11 protein-coding genes are annotated in these 20,490 nt (G+C 50.5%); 1 reads left to right on the plus strand and 10 read right to left on the minus strand.

Translation table 11 applies throughout. The annotated features are described in order from the left end of the window. Nucleotides 1-51: 51 nt before the first annotated feature. Nucleotides 52-909: a helix-turn-helix domain-containing protein gene (locus tag ACFRAM_RS06870; protein WP_379465121.1), complete on the minus strand. Its 858-nt coding sequence runs from the start codon at nucleotides 907-909 to the stop codon at nucleotides 52-54. A 140-nt stretch (nucleotides 910-1,049) separates the two neighbouring features. Then, a complete protein-coding gene (locus ACFRAM_RS06875; protein ID WP_379465123.1) occupies nucleotides 1,050-1,763 on the minus strand; it encodes a DsbA family protein in 714 nt (237 codons plus the stop codon). A 398-nt stretch (nucleotides 1,764-2,161) separates the two neighbouring features. Between ACFRAM_RS06875 and ACFRAM_RS06880 the strand changes: the two genes are divergently transcribed. Beyond that, complete coding sequence (locus ACFRAM_RS06880) at nucleotides 2,162-4,828, plus strand: glycosyl hydrolase family 95 catalytic domain-containing protein (RefSeq protein WP_379465125.1); 2,667 nt, start codon at nucleotides 2,162-2,164, stop codon at nucleotides 4,826-4,828. An 839-nt stretch (nucleotides 4,829-5,667) separates the two neighbouring features. On the opposite strand, the gene ACFRAM_RS06885 is transcribed toward ACFRAM_RS06880, so the two are convergent. The 8 genes from ACFRAM_RS06885 to ACFRAM_RS06920 all read right to left on the minus strand — a co-directional run bounded on the left by ACFRAM_RS06885 (nucleotide 5,668) and on the right by ACFRAM_RS06920 (nucleotide 20,430). Further along, nucleotides 5,668-7,782: an alpha-galactosidase gene (locus ACFRAM_RS06885; protein ID WP_379465126.1), complete on the minus strand. Its 2,115-nt coding sequence runs from the start codon at nucleotides 7,780-7,782 to the stop codon at nucleotides 5,668-5,670. Nucleotides 7,783-7,809: 27 nt separating this feature from the next. Beyond that, nucleotides 7,810-8,628 (minus strand): carbohydrate ABC transporter permease, encoded by an 819-nt coding sequence (locus tag ACFRAM_RS06890; RefSeq protein WP_246316925.1) that lies wholly within the window; start codon nucleotides 8,626-8,628, stop codon nucleotides 7,810-7,812. Further along, nucleotides 8,628-9,515, minus strand: coding sequence for a carbohydrate ABC transporter permease (locus ACFRAM_RS06895; RefSeq protein WP_246316924.1), 888 nt, complete (start codon nucleotides 9,513-9,515; stop codon nucleotides 8,628-8,630). The genes ACFRAM_RS06890 and ACFRAM_RS06895 overlap by 1 nt, the downstream gene beginning before the upstream one ends. 76 nt (nucleotides 9,516-9,591) lie before the next feature. Continuing rightward, entirely contained in the window at nucleotides 9,592-10,920 is a 1,329-nt protein-coding gene (locus ACFRAM_RS06900; protein WP_379465127.1) for an ABC transporter substrate-binding protein, read from the minus strand. A 194-nt stretch (nucleotides 10,921-11,114) separates the two neighbouring features. Continuing rightward, complete coding sequence (locus ACFRAM_RS06905; protein WP_379465128.1) at nucleotides 11,115-12,704, minus strand: response regulator transcription factor; 1,590 nt, start codon at nucleotides 12,702-12,704, stop codon at nucleotides 11,115-11,117. After that, nucleotides 12,697-14,487, minus strand: a complete 1,791-nt coding sequence (locus ACFRAM_RS06910; RefSeq protein WP_379465130.1) for a sensor histidine kinase — start codon at nucleotides 14,485-14,487, stop codon at nucleotides 12,697-12,699. The genes ACFRAM_RS06905 and ACFRAM_RS06910 overlap by 8 nt, the downstream gene beginning before the upstream one ends. A gap of 1,535 nt (nucleotides 14,488-16,022) precedes the next feature. Continuing rightward, a complete protein-coding gene (locus tag ACFRAM_RS06915) occupies nucleotides 16,023-16,961 on the minus strand; it encodes an aldose epimerase family protein (RefSeq protein ID WP_379465131.1) in 939 nt (312 codons plus the stop codon). A 136-nt stretch (nucleotides 16,962-17,097) separates the two neighbouring features. After that, complete coding sequence (locus ACFRAM_RS06920; protein ID WP_379465132.1) at nucleotides 17,098-20,430, minus strand: tetratricopeptide repeat protein; 3,333 nt, start codon at nucleotides 20,428-20,430, stop codon at nucleotides 17,098-17,100. Between the last annotated feature and the right edge of the window lie 60 nt (nucleotides 20,431-20,490).

The raw sequence follows: 20,490 nt of genomic DNA on the forward strand, positions 1-20,490 counted from the left end.
CATAGAATAGATCCAATGAGCCCGAAGGGGTGCTAATGTATATGCCCAGACCTACTTCTGACGAAACTGCCGTGGGGACTGGCCTGTAAGCTGGTGAAACAACCGGGAAAAGTAATGCACAGAGCTGAAATGATATTTTTCGGCGATTTCTGTGATGCTGAGTGTGGTGTGGAGCAGGTCTTCCTTCGCTCGGCCGATTCGAAAGAGATTCATATACTGAATGGGTGAGCAGCCGGTAGATTTGCGGAACAGTTCAAAAAAATGCCCGCGGCTCATATTAAGATTGGTGTAATAAACCTCCAACGGTTTTGGAGCATCGTGGAGCAAATCCTGCTCCATTACCTCCAGCAGTTGACTGATCCTGCGGTCTGGAATCTGCTGGTCCTTCAGCAAGCTATTCAGGAAGTAATCGATGAAGGTCTGGAAATTCCGCTGAATCGTCAAGCTGCGCATGAAGGTCTGCTCATTGGTAAAGCTAGCGGTTTTATAAAAGTTCTGGAAGAGCTCCTGCCAAATACGCACGGATTCCACCATGACGATTTCCGTAAGCGAATAAGGGAATGGAGGACCCACAAGTTCCTCCAACAACGGCTCGGGCGGGTAACAGACTGGACAAGCTGTATCAAAAAACGCCGCTCGCTCGACATAGGACCAATCGAAATAGCAGCATAGGTGGACCATTGGCTCCTGCGAATCAGCCAGCCATTCATGTGGCTGCCCCGCCGGAAGATAAACAAGCGCACCCGGACCAAGCCGGGTACGCTCCCCATTTGTACACAACACGCCATACCCCTCGCTGATCAAGTAAATGGAACTGGTGTAGCATATCCGCGGAGAACTGGACTGCCCTTTGGAAAAAGGGTATCGGGTCGCAAGATATACATAGGGATGCAAGGAAGTAAAGTTCATGAGGTAAGTCCCTCCAATATTCCATTTAATTACTTGATCAAGGTAAGCGTGACCAAACAACACCATTGTAAACAATTTACTATAGCTTGTTCAAATCGAGTCTCAGCAGGATGTGTTCCTCAGTGCCGATCCAGGCGATTTTATTTGGCGGCAAGTTGTGACTCTATAGCTGCAGCCAGTTCTTCATAGGAGGAGCTAGGCAACAGCTTGCCATCTACCATGAACTGCGGAGTTCCGTTCACGCCGTAATTCGCTCCTGTTTTGAAGTCTTCTTTTACCGAAAGCATATACGTATGATCGTCCAGATCCTTGGCAAACCGGTCATAGTCGATACCACTGATATTCTCCTTAACGAAATCCTTCAAGAACTTGGGGGTCGCCCAAATCTGGGTCTCATCACCCTGGTGGTCATAGAGTTTGCTCATGAACTCCCAAAATTTCTCGTTGTTCTGTGCGGCAATAGCTTCCCCTGCACTAGCGGCCATAATGGAATCACGATCAATAAAAGCATAGTTTATGAAAAAAAGCTCCACCTTACCGGTCTCGATAAACTCTTGTTGAAAACGTTCAAAATAAGCCTGCTTCCAGTTCTTACACGCCGGGCACTTAAAGTCCGCAAACTCGATGACTTTGACCTTGGCGTCCGGACTACCCAGATGGGGCTGCTTCTCATATTTCAGACCTTTCGCGTCATAATCCCCTTTGATTTCCGTATAGTTAGGTAGCCCCTTCAGATCGGAGGCTGTGCCCGAGCCTTTCAGAAAGATTAGCGCCCCGGCAAGAATAAGCACGCTGATTGCAATCACTGTAAAAACATAAGGAAATCCCGATTTTGTCTTTGAATTTTTGGCCATTTGTTATTCATTCCTTCATGGTTGATAGAATAGTTACGGATAGATTTGCGATACAAAAGTACGATAGGATAAGCAGCAGTACATTCTTTTCAAAAAATATTCTAGCTCAAGCCCGAGTTTTTGTTCCGGAACCAGCTGCTACTCTTGGTGAAACAAGGTACCCCTCCCCTGCCGACTTAACAATTGCGCTATATAATGTTAGCGCTTTCTATATTTCGATCTTACCGTGTTCCCTCCTTGGCCGAAAGGTACAATTGGGAAGCCTGGGTACACTTCTCCGGCTCTATCAATTCATCCGCCAATCGTGCAACTATTGGACCTCCCGCTAAATACAGCAATCCGACATTCAGATACATTAGGAACTGTGAATAGCATGATATGACGGGGAGGAACACAAGATGCATAAGAACGTTAAACAAGCTGGCAAGTTAAAAAATAAGCACATGGGATATGAACGGGCCCGCCTGCATGATATTAAGTTCAACGGACCGGCAACGGATTTTTTTGAAGGCGCTTTGCTGGGCAACGGTGGATTAGGCGTGGTCGTCACGACCCGGCCGGATGCGGTGATGCTGCATTTTGGACATAACAATGTGTGGGATATCCGGATTGCGGAGGAGCATAAGGACGAGATTATGACCTTTCAGGAGGTGTTTGACCGATTCGCTGCTCTCCCGGCTGATTTGGCGCAAGTCACCGATAACCCGTGGTATAAACAATATTGTGAAATGGCCGGCGATAATTACCGCAAAGCCTACCCCAAGCCAATGCCTTGCGGTTCGTTGCTGCTTCGGTATGATCGGCGGAATGCCGAGGTGCTGGGCCATACTGTGCATATTGCCGATGGGCGTTGCACGATTGATTTTTTGATACAAGGCAAGCCCGCCGTGTTCGAGTTGTTCGTGGAGGGAGACCATGACCGTGTCTGGATGAAGGTAACCGATGCCGCTAGCGGTATGGCGGTTCCGCTGTTCACGGAGATCAAGCTGATCCCCGACCCGGAAACACCGCCGGAATTCCCACAAGCAGAAGTCATAACCGACACCCTAACGGGAGTACAACACTTCACGCAGATACTGCCGCGTGTAGAACAACCACCCGCTCCTTATATCGGACTGGCGAGCGACAAGGCGTTTCGGCTTGCGGTTAGAGCGACTGGAATATCTGGTGTGGCTGGCGTTTTCAGCGTTTCTGATGTCTGCGGCGATTCCAGCGTTTCTGACGTCTGCGGCGTTTCTAGCGTTTCTGACGTCTGCGGCGTTTCTAGCGTTTCTAGCGTGTTCGACGTATCTGGCGTTTCCAGTGTGGCTGGCGTTTCGAAAGTGCCCAGTCTGCATCCGGAGCACACTTCGGGCGAACCGGTCATTTCAGTGGAACAGACAGCAGCAACGCCAGAAACTAAGGTCCACGCGGCCGCGCAGGATCATTTATCTCAGGATAAATCTGAAGCGCAGCAAGAGCAGCAAGGCTTCATTGCCTGCGTCGAGCTGTGGGAAGGTCTTAGCAGCGAAGTTCAGGCGACAGCGTTCGCGGTGCCGCCCGAGCTAGGAAGTTTCGCTGAAGCCAAAGAAGTAACAGCAACACTCTGGCGAGAATACTGGAGTCGTTCCTCCGTCGCACTGGAGGATGAATTCCTGGAGCGTATCTGGTACCGGAATCTGTATTTCTTCAACTGCTCCGTGAAGGAAGGGGTTACTTGTCCTGGACTGTTCGCCAACTGGAGCTATCGGAAAATCGGTGCGGACTGGCATGGCGACTATCATATGAACTACAATACACAGCAGCCCTTCTGGCTGGCGTTCTCCAGCAATCATCTCGACAAGCACCTGCCTTATGTCGATATGGTGGATCACGTACTGCCCGTCAGCCAAACCTGGGCGCGAGATTACTACGGCCTGCGCGGAGCTTATTTCCCGCACTCAGCCTATCCGGTGGAAATGACGATGATGCCTTACCCTGTACCGCACTGGGGCTGGGAAATCTGCGAAACGCCGTGGACTGTGCAAAGTCTTTGGTGGCACTATCTTTATTCCATGGATGCTGTCTTCCTGCGTGACCGGGCTTTCCAGCCGATTAAGGAAGCTGTTCTATTTATGGTAGATTATATGAAACGCCCGGAAGCACGCGGACAACAGTGGGGAGACGAGAATTATCATATTTTCCCGACAGTTGTGCCAGAGCTGTACGAGATCACACCCGGTTTTGCCAAAAACAGCGACTGCCTCATCGACCTGACATTGACCCGGTTTATTTTTCGGGCGTTCATTCAAGCCTGTGCCGTGCTTGGATCAGAGCAAGAGGAGACTGAGCTGCTGGGTGAGGTAGAAGAAATCCTTAACCATTTCCCGTCCTACCCTACAGCCGAATCCCGAAACGGACGCGTCTTCGTATCGGTAGAAGGCGAGAATCCCGAAGTTGTCTATAACGTGCCAGTTCCGCTCACAACCGTCTTTCCAGGAGAAGATCATGGCCTGCATTCCTCCGAAGAAGACTACCAAACAGCAGTGAATTCCTATCTTAATCACCGCAATGAGGGCGGTAATGAGTTGGTATTCTATCATCTTGCCGGTGCCCGCCTTGGTGTATTGGATCTGGAGCGCTTCAAGCGGCAAATCCAATATTGCTTACTGCCAAACGGAACCTGCACAGACCGTGTCCTAATGAGTGGCGGCCGTTATGCGGACACAGAGAATTTCGATTTCATGTCCCGGATGGGCGTGTGGTTCGAGAATTTCTCCCTGCCTGCGGTTATTAATGAATGCCTGCTGCAAAGCTACAACGGGCACCTGCGCTTCTTCCCCAATTGGCCGGATGGACAGCACGCAAAATTCCATACGCTGCGCGCTGTGGGCGGCTTCCTGGTCAGTGCGGCATTCGGCGATGGTGAGCCAGAGTGGATTGAGATCATCAGCGAAGCTGGCGCTCCCCTCTCCTTCTACATCCCTTGGGAAGATGGTGCGCTATGCACACTCTCGTCCGGGGAACAGCTTGCATTGTTGGGTGAAGTGGGCCGGATCATGACCGCGCCAGGTGAAGTAATCACCATCGTGAAGTACTCACATTAGGAAGATAAATATGATAGCTATATAGTGTGAACTTAATAATCTAACGTCCTGGATCAGCGGGTCGAAATCCTTGGTCCACACTTCACCGGACTATTCACCTGAGGCCAAGTTCGAGCTTAAGAGGACTTTGATAACAGGAAAAAATACCGTTAATTGTTTCTTTTCAGCTTATTTGTCGTCAATAAAGGGAATTTCTCCCGTTAAAAACCTCTTTTATCCGTAATATGGTCTAATCTGAGGTGACTAACGGTATATTTTCCAGTTATTTTTAGAAAAGAAGAGAATTTAATCAAAATAACAGGAGTTATTCCCGTTATTCCAATGCCCTATCGAGTAAAGTTGAGCTTTTCGGCGTATTTGTCACTTGAATGAGTGAAATCCTTGTGAACCAAGGGTTCATTTTGTACCTTAGGATACAAGAAACCCGTTATTGAGACGTCGAAGTCATTTTCGAAATTACGTTGGTTTTCAAATGCGTTTTATATAGACAACAACATGAACCCTTATAGAGATCAATCATCAAGCACTTATCCCCGACAGCGAATAGTGTGGCTCATCGTGCTGTAGCACAGCTATTTATAACAACAAGCAGCAAAACATCATAACAACAACTAGCAAAACATCATAACAACAAGCAACAAAACATCATAACAACAAGCAACAAAACATCATAACAACAAGCAACAAAACATCATAACAACAAGCAACAAAACATTATAACAACAAGCAACAAAACACCATAACAACAACTAGCAAAACTTCATAACGCAAAGAAGCGTCCCCAATCGTACATCGGGGACGCTTCTTCTCTTTCACATTTCACCCATAGATCCGCCCGCTTACGACTGGCGCGTCAAGCGGAACAACTGGCTGGCGTAATCGCCCCACAGGGTCAGCGGCAGGCCAAGATTCATCAGGCTGGAGCCGTGCCATGTCGTACCGGCTTCGCCCTTCTCATCTTGCACGAGATATACGCCTTGCGGGTCAAGCCCTTGCAGAGTCAGTCTTTTCTCCGCGGAACCGAAATACTGGGCCTGCTGGAAGGCAAAGACCACGCTCTCCTGTCCATCTTGGCTGATGTATTGGCTGGCTGCAATATCGCCTTCACGGAACGAGGACAGCCGGTACAGACTTCCCTCCGTGATGACATGGCGAATGTCTTTATACAGCTGCACATACCGCCCTGCTTCGGCTATTTCCTCATCGGACCAGTTGCCGATATTCGCTCCAATGCCAAGGCCGCCCATCATGGCGCTGTGGAAGCGGAACGAGAGCGGCAGATTTCTGCCGTTCATACCATGCGGCGATTCTGTCACCCAGCACATCATAATGGATGGGCTGTAGGCATAAGTGAAGCCCTCCTGTATGCTCAAGCGGTCGCGGGCATCCGTATTGTCGCTGATCCACGCTTGGTCGGCGAACCGCAAAATGCCGTGGTCGATCCGTGCACCGCCGCCGGCACAGGTCTCGAATTCCACCTGCGGGAAGCGGTGTCTCAGCTCTGCCCAAATTTCATACAGGTGATCCACATGCTTGATCCACACGGACTGGTCTTCATGCTCTTTCAGCGGCAGCATCCCTGGCTCTGTGACCGTCCGGTTCATATCCCATTTAATAAAGGAAATGTCGTGGGTACTCAGCAGTTCAGTCATAAAATCAAGCACAAAGTCCTTGACCTCAGGCTTGCCTAAATTCAGCAACAGCTGATTGCGAAGCAGTGTCCCTTCACGGTTCGGGAACTGATAGACCCAATCCGGGTGCTCCCGGTACAGGTCGCTATCCGGGTTGACGGATTCCGGCTCTACCCACAATCCGAAATCCATGCCCAGTCCTTTCACATCATCTATCAGCTCTTGAAGACCCAGCGGGAATTTCTCCGGGTTTACGGTCCAATCCCCGAGACCTGCCCGGTCACTGTTCCGGCTGCCAAACCAGCCGTCATCCACGACGAACAACTCCGTGCCCATCCGGGCCGCCTGTCGGACCAGCGCTTTTTGGCCTTCGGCAGTTACAGCGAACTCCGTCGCTTCCCAGGAGTTATAGAGCACTCTTCTAATCCGCGAGCCTGGAAGGATGCATTCGCTTTGATAGCGATGCAGATTGCGGCTCATTTGCCCAAAGCCGTTCGCAGCGAACCCGCCTGTAAATACTGGCGAGGTGTAGCTCTCTCCCGGCGAAAGTGTGAACGAGCTGTCAAAATCATTGATCCCGCCGACGATACGCAGTCGGCCGAAGCTGGACTTCTCTGCGACAATCTTCCAGTTACCGCTCCAACCCAAGGCTCCGAACCAGACCTTGCCCTGAGTCTCCGTTGCTTGGCCTCCATCAATCGCGAACCATGGATTGGCATGCGGTCCCGTGAATCCTCTTCTGGACTCCAGCACCTTCTTGCCCTCGGTCAGCAGCTGGGAGCGAAGCTGATATTCTCCAGACCAGCGGCCTGTGACATGCGTCAGCCGGTAAGCAGGCAATACCGGGAGCGACCACGCCGCCGCCATAACCTGGTTAATACCCACAGGCAGATCTTCTTCATTCGTGACCTTCACAACTCTTTCGACCAGATCATGTTGAATAACTGCTTTATAGCAGACCTCCACCCGCAGCGAGTAATGGGCATCGGTCAGGATGATCACCAGTTCATTGTCACTGACAATTTCATGTCCTGTGTATTGCAGCTTCAGGTCACGGACCCCATCACCGAATTTCACTTTCAGGCAAGGCTCGGTATAGCTGCTACCTCCCCAACCGCCGTACTCCTCCAGCTCGCCGTTCAAGTCGGCGTCAAAGGAACTGTGAGTGCGCGCAGCCAGCAGGCCCACGCAGTCGCGTGCCTCTACTGGCTCGCCCCAGTACAGATGCTGCACACTATCTTTTTCATTAATGCCCAAAATATAAGAGGATTGCTTCATCCGGATTTCAAAAATTCGTTCCTGTTCCAAATACTGAATCGCCAACGTAAAACACTCCATTCATTTATCAGGTTATCCTTTGACTGCGCCTGCAGCGATCCCCTTAATGATAAATTTCTGCATCAGCAGGAAGAAGACGATGACCGGGATCATTCCCATGACCGCATAAGCGAACGCCAGGTTCAAATCACTGCTGTATTGACCGAAGAAGAAATATTGCTGCAGCGGGATGGTCCGGTATTGATTGTCCTGCAAATAAAGCAAAGGCAGCAGAAAATCATTCCAGATGTACAGTGCATTCAACACAACCACCGTTGCCGTCACCGGCTTTAACAAAGGAAGAATCACACGGAAGAAGATTCCCGGTGTAGAACAGCCGTCAATCGTGGCCGCTTCCTCGATTTCCCGCGAGATTTGCTTGATAAAAGCTGTATAGAACAGCACGCCCATCTGGATACCAAATCCCCCGTAGATCAGGATAATGCCCCAATGCGTATTGAGCATATGCAGGGTTTTTCCAAGCTTATACAATGGGAGCATCGTCACCTGAAACGGAATCATCATTCCCGACAGAAACAGCAGAAATATGATGTTATAAAAAGGCTTGTTCCTTCTTGCAATCGAATAACCAGCTAAGGCAGATACCAGTACAATCAGCACCACAGATAAACCTGTGATGATAAGACTGTTGCTAATCGCCACCGGGAATTTCGAGGTCTGCCAAGCGTGCAGATAATTAGAAAAATCAAGGCTGGACGGCAGAGCATAAAAAGAATCAAAGGTTTGCTTGGCTGTTTTGACCGACATCAATACGGCAATATATAAAGGAAACAAAAAAATCAAGGCCAACACCAAAATCAGTACAAAAACCGCGATTCGCGTCTTTTTCATTACATCTCCACCTCCCGTCTGCGGGAAATGGACATTTGCACAACTGTAACGATCACCAGGATCAGGAAGAACATCATGGACAACGCCATCCCGTACCCGCCCTGGAAGGAAGAAAAGGAAGTCCTGTAGATATACGTGGACACGACCTCTGTGGCGAAGCCCGGCCCCCCGTTCGTAGTTACGAAGACCAGATCAAATACCTTCAGCGACCCGGTCAGCACCAGCAACAGGTTAATGGTAACTGAAGGCGCGAGCAAGGGGAAGGTGATATGACGGAAGGATTTCCACACCCCTGCTCCGTCAATCTTGGCACTTTCGCTGAGTTCCTGCGGAATACCTTGCAGACCGGCAATATAAATGATCATCGGCGAGCCAATCCCCTGCCACAGCGCTACAAGAATCAGCCCGAACAAGGCATAATCAGGATTGCCGAGCGGGCTTGTGACATCCAGTCCGAAGTGGCTCAGCAATTGGGGAATCCCTGTGCTGTAGTTATAGCTCCAAATAAACCCCGACAGAACGATTGAAATCACACTCGGCAGAAAAAAAATCGTCCGGAATACATTGCGCAGTGGCAGAAAAGCATCCAGTACCAGCGCAAGCAACAGAGAGAACACATTCACAAGCAGCGTCAGTATGAGCGCGTATTTGGCTGTATTGCCAAGAGCAGCCCAGAAACCAGGGTCCTGATACGCTTTTACATAGTTATCCCAGCCGACAAAAGCGAACTTATTAGACACACCATCCCAGTTTGTAAAAGAATAACGCGCTCCCATGATCAGCGGAATAACAACCGCCATAATAAACAGACAAACACCCGGCACAATAAAAAGAAGGTACCACATCTCTTTCCGCAGGGCACGCTGGAGATTCCCCATAAGTCTCATATCCTTTCTTCCCGCAGGGTAAAAGACACAGAGTGTTCCTCCATGCCTTCCCCCACGTCTCTTTGTCTACTGAGCGCTATTTATGGTTCTTGCTCAACCAGTCGTCCATATTGGAAATAATCTGCTCCGGCGTAACTTTCTTAAAGAACAGATTTTGCAGGTTCTGATCAAATGGAGCCCGCCAGTCAATGGTCGTCTTCGCCAAATAAAGCTGGGAATCATAGGTCTGACCATTATCGAAGTACGGCTGCAAATCCTTGATGGCAGGGGCAATATCGGTAGAGGTTCCCTTAACATAGCTTAAGGATTTGATGTTCTCCACCCAGGCATCCCCGCCCTCTTTGCTGGACATGAATTCCAGGAATTTGAGTGCAGCTTCCTTGTGCTCGGTCTTGCTGCCGATAGCAAGTGATGCGTCTGCGTTAAAATCCAGCTTGTTCAGGCTCTCGTCGTTGCTGAAGGGGTACGGGAAGTAGCCCAAATCATTGTTGTACAGATCAGGATTCTTCTTCTCAATATCCGGGAGTGGCCAAGTGCCCATATACATCATACCGACATTTCCTTTAGCAAAAAGATCGACAGCGCCGTTGTAGTCCACGCCCAGCTGATCCTTGTTACCGAGCTCAAACAGCTTCGCGGCATGCTCTATCGTTGTTTTTACCGCAGGATTGTCCGCGAACTTCGCCTGACCTTTCTCTATCTTCTCGAAGAAGTCTGGCTGACCTTCTACCAAGGCACTGTTGCTCGGCAGATCACGGGTATTCCACATGGTCATCGTCCATCCGTCTTTCCAGCCAAGAGCGAACGGGGTTTTACCATCTGCTTTGATCTTCTCAGCGGCTGCGATCAGAGCATCATAGGTTCTCGGAACCTCAAGGCCCAGATCCTTGAAGATTTTTTTGTTATAGAACACTGCAATCGGGTTCGCGTTCAGCGGCATCACGTAGTTCTTGCCACCTGTCGCCTGGCCTTTGACTACGCTTTCATCAAAGTTGTTCAAAAAAGGCTGTCCCGTAAGATCTGTCAGATAACCGCCATCCGCAAAGAGTTGCGTATTGAAACCAGCATTTAGCGTAAAGACGTCAATGACGTCACCGCCTGCCAGCTTGGTTTTAAGCAGGGTATAGTAATCATCGTATTTGACTGGCTGTATTTCGACCTTGATATTAGGATTTTCGCTCTCGAATTGCTCTACAATCTTAGCAATCTGATCGGTAAAATCGCTCTTGAAGTGCATGAACTTAATCGTCACCGGTTCTTCAGACTTCGTATTCGTATTGCCTCCACTGCTGGGAGCGCCTTCGGCATTCCCGCCCGCAGACGGTGTATTATTGCCTCCGCCACATGCGGATAACAAGGTACTCAGCAGCATGACACCAAGACTGATGGACATCCATTTTTTCAACGTAATTTCCCCCTTCATCTAGTTCAAGCGTTGGACGCTATACAGATTGAACTTAAGAATCTGAATGGCCGGCTCGCGATACGTGATTCTTAAGTTCAGCTTATATGGCTCTTTATGTCCTGCTTTTATCGTACCGGCTTCCGGGAGAAACCGTAATAAAATAAATGGTGCAGCGTATGTTCAAATTTTTGTAATCAGTCCCGCCGCAGATGGCTGTCCCGGTATTCCGAAGGCGTCTGTCCCGTGCTCTTTTTGAACACCTGGCTGAAATAACGCTGATTCTCATAGCCCACAAGCTCGGAGATATCGCTGATTTTCCGGTCGGAAGCACGCAGCAGCTCGCACGCCTTTTCCATCCGTTTGCGGGTCAGATATTCGATGAAATTCTCTGAGGTCACCGACTTGAACAGTTTGCTCAGGTAGCTTGGGTCCATATGAAATCTAGTGGCAACATCAATCAGACTGATATCTTCAAAGTAATGGTCATCCAAAAAAGCGGCGATGCTCTGAATCATCTGGATTGATTCGGATTCGTTCCGGTCCGTACTGTACTCCTCAATCGCCTCCAGCCAGCGGCCCAGCAGCAAGGTGACTTCTCTGTCATCCATAATGCCTGTGATGGACTGGGGATCAAAGACCGTAGGAGAAGCCGATACCATCACCTTCAGCTCCGAGACTGCCACGTCCATAATTCTCGTCAGCTCCTGCTGAACCTCGCTCACCGTGATCACTCCGCATTCCATTACCTTTGTCAAATAATTGTGCAGCAGCTCCCGGACCTCCTTCACATTACCGGAGGCCACCGCTTGACGGAGAGCCTGCAAATCAAAGGAAGTTAGCAGACCGCCGCCCCTGGTCTCGATTTGATCCTCTGCAGGGTATAGACCGCAGCCGGAATCATGCAGCCGGGCTCCCCCGATGGCTTTATTGGCAGCACGGAACATATGCGGCAGCTCGGCTAGTTCACTGAAAGACGGACTGAGTCCGGCGCAGACCTCCAGCTTCAGCATCCGCTGAACAGCCTTGTGGAACTCCGGTAACCAGGCAGGCCCCTGTGTCCCGGTAGTCAGCGTCCCATTCACGACCAGGCAAATTCGCAGACGATCATCCGATTTGTAGACCAGCGCCAGTTCATCCTGCAAAAGCTCATGCAAAATGTTCTCGATGCTGAACATCAGCAGATCGGCGTTGCCGTGAAACCGGGTACGGGCTGTCTCCTGAAAATGCCGGAACATCATCACTACCAACCGGGAATGCTCCAGGCCAGAAGGAATCTGCAATTCTTCCTGATGCTTAAGGATGTCTGATGGATTAGTGATCCTTTCTGCAGTGACATTTTGCAAAAAAGCGCTCCGCTTCAGCTTGAGCAGATCTACAGCTTCCTTTTTCTGCTGCTGATGACTTCTGTATGTGCGGCTCAGTTCTGCCGCCTTGATCATCGCGCTGCGCAATTCGCCTATAGAAACCGGCTTGAGCAAATACTCGCAGGCCTGATAGCGAATAGCCCCATGCAAATACTCAAACTGGGAATACCCGCTGATCACGATCACCCGGATGTCGCTGTGGTGCTCATGAAGATGCTCCAGAAATTGCAGTCCGTCCATGACCGGCATGTTCATATCGGTAACCACGATATGCGGCTTGCTGACCCCGATCAGCTTAAGCGCTTCTTCCCCATGTCTAGCTTCCGCGATGACCTCGGCATCCAGGTTCAGTTCGCTGATCATCTTGCTGATCGCCCTGCGGCCCCATAGCTCATCGTCCACGACCATCACTTTATACATGCTCAGCCCCCGCTTTTTTATATGGAATTCGGATCTTCACTGTTGTTCCCTCGCCTAACCTGCTATCCAGCGTAAGGCCGTAAGGGGGGCCATAAAATAGCCGAATCCGCTCATGGACATTCCTCAGTCCAATAGAGACTCCCGAGAACACTTCCGGCGAAGGACTGGAAAGTGCGGCTTGCAGCTCGGCCAGCTTCTCCTCCTCCATGCCCGTTCCGTTATCACGGATGACAATCAGCACATCCTTCCCCTCACGGACAGCAGTCACGCCGATCACGAGTAGGTGATGATCCTCTTGGCCTAAAGCATGGACAATCGTATTTTCCATGATCGGCTGGAGCATAAAACGAATCATGGAGCAGTCCATCAGCTCCGACTGCACCTCAAACTCCGTCTTTAGCGATTCCTCGAACCGAAGCTGCTGGATATACAAATAGTTGTTCAGATGCGCCAGCTCTTGCCCCAGCGTCGATTCCATATTTCCTTCATAGAAGCTGTAACGGAACATATCCCCAAGGGCGCGGCACATCTCATGAATCTCATAATCCCCGATCAGCACCGCCTTGCCGCCGATCGTCTGTAACGTATTGTACAGAAAATGCGGATTAATCTGCATTTGCAGTGCCAGAAACTGGGCTTCCTTGTTCCGCAGCTGCATTTTATACTCCTTCTCAATCAGTTCCTGGATCTTCTCTGTCATGAAGTTAAAGTTCGCCGTCAGCTCTGACAAATCATCATGCCAACGATTGGGCTTTAGTGTGGTGTTAAATTTCCCTCTCCGGACAGCACGCATCGCTTTGCCGAGATACTGAATCGGCCTTGTGATGAACTGCTGCGCCAGCAGAGAAAAGCCTGCAATGACGAGCATGACCAGTATAAGCACAACAATGGTAATTCGCAGCGTGTTCCTGCGGTTATCCGCCAGCTCCGTACTGGGATACAAGACGCTCAGTCCGACGTTGGCATGATCCAAGTAAGAGGTGCTGGTTAGCAGTTCACGATTTTGCGAAAAATGCAGCTGGTGTGCATGGCTGTCGATCATCCGCTCCGGACGGACGTAGGGCTTGACCTCCCCGGCATAGGCCTCACTGGTACGGTAAAAAGTCTCTCCGCGCTCATTCTGCAAGACGATCACATTCGGCGAGCGGTTATACTTTTCCATTTTCTTATAGAAGTCTTTCCCTTTCACATAAAAGACCAGCGAACCAAACTTTTTCTTATAAAAAGGATCGTAAATGGTCATCGCATACACAAAAAGATCCTGCTCAATCACAGGATCCGTATAAGTGAACATCAGAGAGTGCTGGAAGGGAAGATCAGGAATCTCCCGGTAATGGGGAACCTGATCGTTCAGGGCAATGACATTGTAGCTGTCGGCTCTGGACCAGCTGTCCTGAACGGTGTTATCACTTCCGAGCACAGTAATCTTGATAATATCGGCATTATTGCTAACCACAAGCCGATAGTATCCCGCCAGCGATTCCCTGATGTCCATAATGTTAGCGTCACTATAGTTTGTTCCGTTCTCCATCAGATCAATGACCCGTTTGAAGCCGTAAACCTGGAGTGCCGAGGTGGATAGATTGCGAAAATATTGGTCCAGATTATCCGACACATATTCGGCGTTCTGGTCAGAGCTGCGGATCATTGCCTGCTCCAGCGAGCTAGTGCTTGTCTGGTAAAACAGATAGGACAAAATCAGCAGGGGGACGAGAGAAATCACCATATTGCTCCATACGATTTTGGTCCGGATGCTCCGGTTCATAAACAGCCATTTGATCATTCCTGTGTCCCTCCTGCTGTATAAATTGATCTTTTTCTTTTATTTTGTTCTATTATATATGACGAACTTAGGATCTGAACGTAAGATCCAAACTTAAGATCCGAACTTAACATCCAAACTTAAGATCCAAACCTAAGATCCAAACGTAAGTTCCAAACGTAAGATCCGAACCTAAGATCCAAACGTAAGATCCAAACGTAAGATCCGAACGTAAGATCCGAACGTAAGTTCCAAACGTAAGCTCCAAACGTAAGTTCCAAACGTAAGTTCCAAACGTAATATCCGAACGTAAGTTCCAAACGTAAGTTCCAAACGTAATATCCGAACCTAAGATCCAAACGTAAGCTCCAAACGTAAGCTCCAAACGTAAGCTCCAAACGTAAGCTCCAAACGTAAGCTCCAAACGTAAGTTCCAAACAGCTCCAAACGTAAGTTCCAAACAGCTCCAAACGTAAGTTCCAAACGTAAGTTCCAAACGTAAGCTCCAAACGTAAGTTCCAAACGTAAGCTCCAAACGTAAGTTCCAAACGTAAGCTCCAAACGTAAGTTCCAAACGTAAGTTCCAAACGTAAGTTCCAAACGTAAGTTCCAAACGTAAGTTCCAAACGTAAGTTCCAAACGTAAGTTCCAAACGTAAGCTCCAAACGTAAGCTCCAAACGTAAGTTCCAAACAGCTCCAAACGTAAGTTCCAAACGTAAGGCTCGATCGCCACTAGGGTGGATGTTTGGACTTCCGGCCGCTGTTGTCCCCGGATTTCTACTTTATGAACCACTTCTGGCGGTCGAAATCACGTGAGCTTATGCTTATGCTTATGCTTACGCTTACGGGTGAGAGCTTTCCTGCGGAAAGCTTGCAGTCGTGCGCTTTCGATGCTAGCTTCCTATAGAAGCTTACAGGCATACACTACTGCTCTTACAGTTCCAAACCTTCCCTCTGCATTCTTTCTCGCTATATAGAACGCATAAAAAACAAACATTGACAAGAAAAAAGAGAGCTTTATATAAGAAGGATCGAACTGTAATTAACGGCATTTTCGTACCTTAAATCCTCTGCAGCTAAGGGTTTATGGAGATTAAGTGCAATATTGTACCTTAAATCTTCCAGAATCCCCATTACAGCGTACTTTTTCGAAAAATAAGATACAATAATGCTCTTATTTTACTCATTTATCTACTTTCAAGAAAAATAAGGTACAAAAATGCTCTTAGTTGTGAATTTGCCCCTCTTATTCACCGTTAAGACGACTGGAGAAAGAAAATATACCGCTTCTGGCGACATCGCTGAATTTGATTAGCCATGGATTATAGGTCTTGCTGCTGACAATCTATATTTCGATGCGAGCTTTCCTATGGAATGCTTTCAGGCATACGCTACCTTTGCCAGCTTTCCTATGGAAAGCTGGCAGGCGAGCGCTCCCGCTCCTACAGTCCCAAACTTCCCCCTTCACTCATCTTCGCTTTTTGTTAATTTCTTTTATTCGCTTATATAGTTGTTATTTTCTTTTATTCGTCTTGTATATATTAAATTTCCCAGTTTAAACAAGACTCACCTCAAGGTGCCAGCGGTACACTTCGCCGCCTTCAACAACGGCGACCTCGTTGCGCCGCACGGCCTCCCCGAGATGGTCCATCCGTCCGGTGGCCGGTTCCAGCGCAAGCTGATAATTGCCGCCGAATCCGCCGTAATTGGCCCAGACGGCGAGATAAGGAACCTGTTCAGCGGGATAGCTGAACGTGATAGACTCTCCAGTCGCAGGATCGCTGACTGCTGCGACTCCTGCCTCTGCCTTGCCGATGAAATAATATTTCTCGGCAAATCGTCCCTCATTCGCTTCCGTCACACTCAAATCGACGGTTCCGCCAGAGCTGGGGGCCAGAGGCCAAGGCTGCCTGTCCCCGAAGACGCCAAGCCTTTCCTCTGCCGAATAAGAAATCTCAATCTCATCCAGACCATTCGGTACATGCAGCTTCATCCCCGCCTGTACCTTCAGCAGCGGATGGGCTGCCCAGAGGAAGGAGAACGGTGCAGCGGACGTATTCGTGACGGCATAGTCTATCCGCAGCGTACCATCTGCTCCGAAGGAATACGTCTTCTCCAGCAGGTAGGGGAACTGCTCACCTTTTACCTGGCAATTCAGGGTGGACCCTGTGCTGTGAGCTTCCCACGGGAGAGACCAAACCTCTCCATGATCCGGGATGGTCCGGCCTTGCCAAGGCTCCAGCGGATACTCACCAGCGTCGATGCAGGGAAACATCTCATCCCAGCCGCTCTCATCCCCATTCGGGAAAGGGGAACCATATCCCTCATTCCCGAGTGCTTTTCCACTGCGCCATAGCCATTCCCGCCCGGTCCGGGTGCTCAGTAGCGACACCGCTTTAGCCCCCAGCCCCGGCACTATGCAGACCGAGAGCTGTGACGATTCGCCAATCCAGGCGTCATGGCCTTCGATTTTATTTTCCCGCCAATGTGTCATGATATCCCTCCCTCTAGACCACCAGAGGATGATCATCGCAGACGACCCTGCAATAATCATCCTCCAGTATACACCCGCTAGTGTTCTTCCAGTATTATTCTGCCGCTATTTTGTCAGTGATGTTCATTATGAGCCGCTAGCTCAGGTTAAGATGGATGAGAGCTCCCTGATGATTGGCTTCCAGCGCCAGCACCTCTTGGAACCGGGTTTTGGCTTCCTCTGTACGTCCCAAGCCAAGTAATCCGAGACCCAGCATGTAGCGGCAATGGATTTCATTGCGTCTGTTCAGATCATCCTCGAAGACGAGGAAATCCGGGAGCGACACGGCAAAGTAATCAAATTCCACTTCATCGAACAGATGCTTTTCTGCGTAATCTACCAGCTTGTTGAAACGGCGTTTGCTTTCCTTCTCGACTTGTAACTTCTGCCAAGCCAGCCCTTGATAGAAAATCATATCCGGCGGCTGATCGTTGTAATACATTGCTCCCGCTGGTTCCTCCAGCCCTTGCGAAGCGGCGCTCCAATAGAATTCGGCCTGCTCCCTGTTGCCCAAGCCCTCATACGCGTTACCCAGATAGTACAGGATATTGTTCTCCTGCGCGCCGTCCAGCTTGCCTTCCCCGAGATTCTCTGGATAGATACGCGCCTTCAGCAGCAAGGACACCGCTTCTTCGTAGTTTCCTTCTTGCAATTTCTTCTTACCCAGCTCCACATGGCCGAACACATACTGTCCGGTCACCTTGCCTTCTCCGCCTTCCCATGGATGGAAGTTGCGGTTTTCCAGTACCGAGATGGCCTCTTCGTGCCGCCCCAGAGAATTGAGCAAGGCCACGAACTCCACATACAGGTCATCACGTTTGCCGACAAGGTCCGAATGGGATTCCAGTTTGGCAAAGCGCCAGTCGGCAGGACGACCCAGCTTCTTGTAGAGCTGATCCAATTCATAGAAGACACGGGCATCGGCTGTGTTCAATTCAAAAGCACGTTCCAGCGACTGGAGTGCGGCCTGTGGATCATTTCGTTTGTTGAAATAAGCCAGCGCCAGATTACGGTGCACCGTTGGAAAATCGCTCTGGAGCGACGCAGCCGCTTCCCAGTGGGCGATGGCATCCGCGTGGCGCTTCTTGTCATACAGCCAGTTGCCCAGATAGTAGTTCGCCATGCCATCGGCAGGGTTTGCCGCGATGGCGTTCTCCAGCACAGCCAGATCTACCAGGCTGTTCGGGAAGCAGTAATCGGCAGGCGCCTGGCTGCCGGCCTGGCGGTGTGCTGCCGCAAGCTCAGCCGAGCCAAGCTGTGCGTAGGCATAGGCCAGTGTGTAGTGCAGCATCGGATAGGCGGATGTGCCCGCATCCGGTGCGATCCGCGCCATGACCTGCACGGCCTCTTCATACAGGCCGGAGCCGATGTAATCGGCAGCCAGCTGCAGCGTGTTATGAACATCGCCGCGCATGAAGCGCTGCAGTTCAGCCAGCGCAGCTTCCGCCTGGGCGGCTTCGCCCAGCGCCAGCAGTGCCGCCCACCGTTCGTTGGCGGCTCCAAAGTCAGCGGGATCGAGCGCCAGCGTCTCTTCCGCAAAGGCCAGACCCTTCGCAGGCTTGCCCAGCCTGCGTAGCAGCGCCGCCTTCAGATGGCGCGCCTTGTAGTTTCGGCTGTTGCGGATGAGCGAACGCTCCACCAGCTCCAGCGCTTCACCGTATTGCCCCTGGCCGCTAGCGATGCCAGCCAGCGAGAAGTATCCGCTGTCCTGCCAAGCAGCGGACCATACGGCTTTGTAGAACGCAGCGAAGGCCTCTTCGCTCCGGTTCTGCAATTTCAAGGCCATCCCGAGCTGATAGTAGGCTTCGCTATCATAAGGGTTCGGATTCCGCCAAGTCAGCGATTTCACTGCGGTGCGGAAATGTCCCTCCGCCTCGGCAAAGCGCCCGCGGCGCAGCAGCAGTGTACCGTAAGCTGTGTTGATCCGGATATCATCCGGGTCGCGCTTCAGCCCTTCGAGGTAATACGACTCCGGCTCAAAGGTGGCATGGCGATATTGCTCAAGGTGCAGACCAGCCAGATACAGTTGCTCGTTCGTGAGCAGTTCTTCCGGCTTCGGCAGCGGCTTAGCTGCATCCGGGACCTGTTCAATGGACGGCTTCGCCGGACGGTAGGCAATCAACAGACGTCCAGAAGCATCCCGCACCGTAACCGTAAGATCATGCGGAAGGTCGCCCTCGTCCAGCGTGATGACTGACTTGTAGGTCGAGGTCGGAGAGAGGGTCACCTCATCGGAGACATAGGTGCGGCTCCGGCCCTTCAGCTCAATTACGGCACCCTCGAAGACCGATGTCGCATAGGCCAACACTGTAGCCGTGCGTTCTGTCTCATCCACTTCCAGATTGACAGCGGCTTCAATCGAAGCATTCTTGACCACGCCGATATCTTTATAAGGCATGAAATATTGCTTGAAGGATTTCTCTTCATACGGCTGGAGCCATGTGAAGTCCGGCTGGTTGTCCGTGAACACGCCTGTCATTAGCTCAATATACGGGCCGTCCTCATCAGTCAGATTGCGGTCCCACGCCTGGCCGAATTCGCCGTTGCCCCAGGTCCACTGCTTCTTACCCGGTGAGACATGATGATTCGCTACGTGCAATAATCCAGCCTGTACCCCATGATCATAACCGCCTACGAAGTTAAAGTCCGACTTGTAGGCCATATAAGAGGTCGGCACCGGGATGTTCTTGTAGCGGGAAATATCTACACCCTCGGAGTAGTCCATCTTGTAATAGGTGCCAGTCGCTATCGGGAAGCGCGAGACATCGCGTTTGCCGTGGTCAAAAACCGCTGTTACGTCCGGAGGGAACACGGACTGGGTGTGATCGTTGACGGCAACCGCCGGATTCGCCCACCATAAGAAGGTTTGTGGCTCCGGTGTCCGGTTGTACATCTGCGCCGAAATCTCCAGATAAGCCTTGCCGGGATGCAGGGTGAATCCTGCGGTCACCTTGGTGCCGCTCATCCGGTCAATCTCGCTGACCCAGACCGTAGCGCTTCCGTCTTCACCCTGCTCCAGCCGGTATTCCACCGGACCAAAGGTATTGGGACGGTGATGCTGCGGCCAGTTGAACTCAATACCGCCAGAGATCCACGGCCCGGTCAGGCCAACCAGTGCTGGCTTAATAACTTGATTGTGATAGACAAAATCATAATCGTTGGTTTTATCAATCGCCCGGTAGATCCGTCCGCCGATCTGCGGCATAATCTGAATCTGTACGAACTCATTTTCCAAAAAGACTATCTGGTAAGGCTTCATGACCTTCTCATCGTAAATTTTATCAATGACAGGAAGCGGATACACGCGTCCCGAGCTTCCTTGATAGACCCGCTTTTCCAGGAACATCGGATTCTTGTCCGGCTGTCCGACTTCATAGGTGGGAATCTCGATACTTTCCTCCCAAATCTTCACTTCTTGAATTGTTGACACGGGTGCCCATCCTCTCTTGTAAGGGATTCACTTGCTACCTTTATCTTACGAGTGAACACG

It is taken from the genome of Paenibacillus sp. NPDC056722, assembly GCF_042790635.1.
Taxonomy (GTDB): Bacteria; Bacillota; Bacilli; order Paenibacillales; family Paenibacillaceae; genus Paenibacillus_AQ; species Paenibacillus_AQ agri.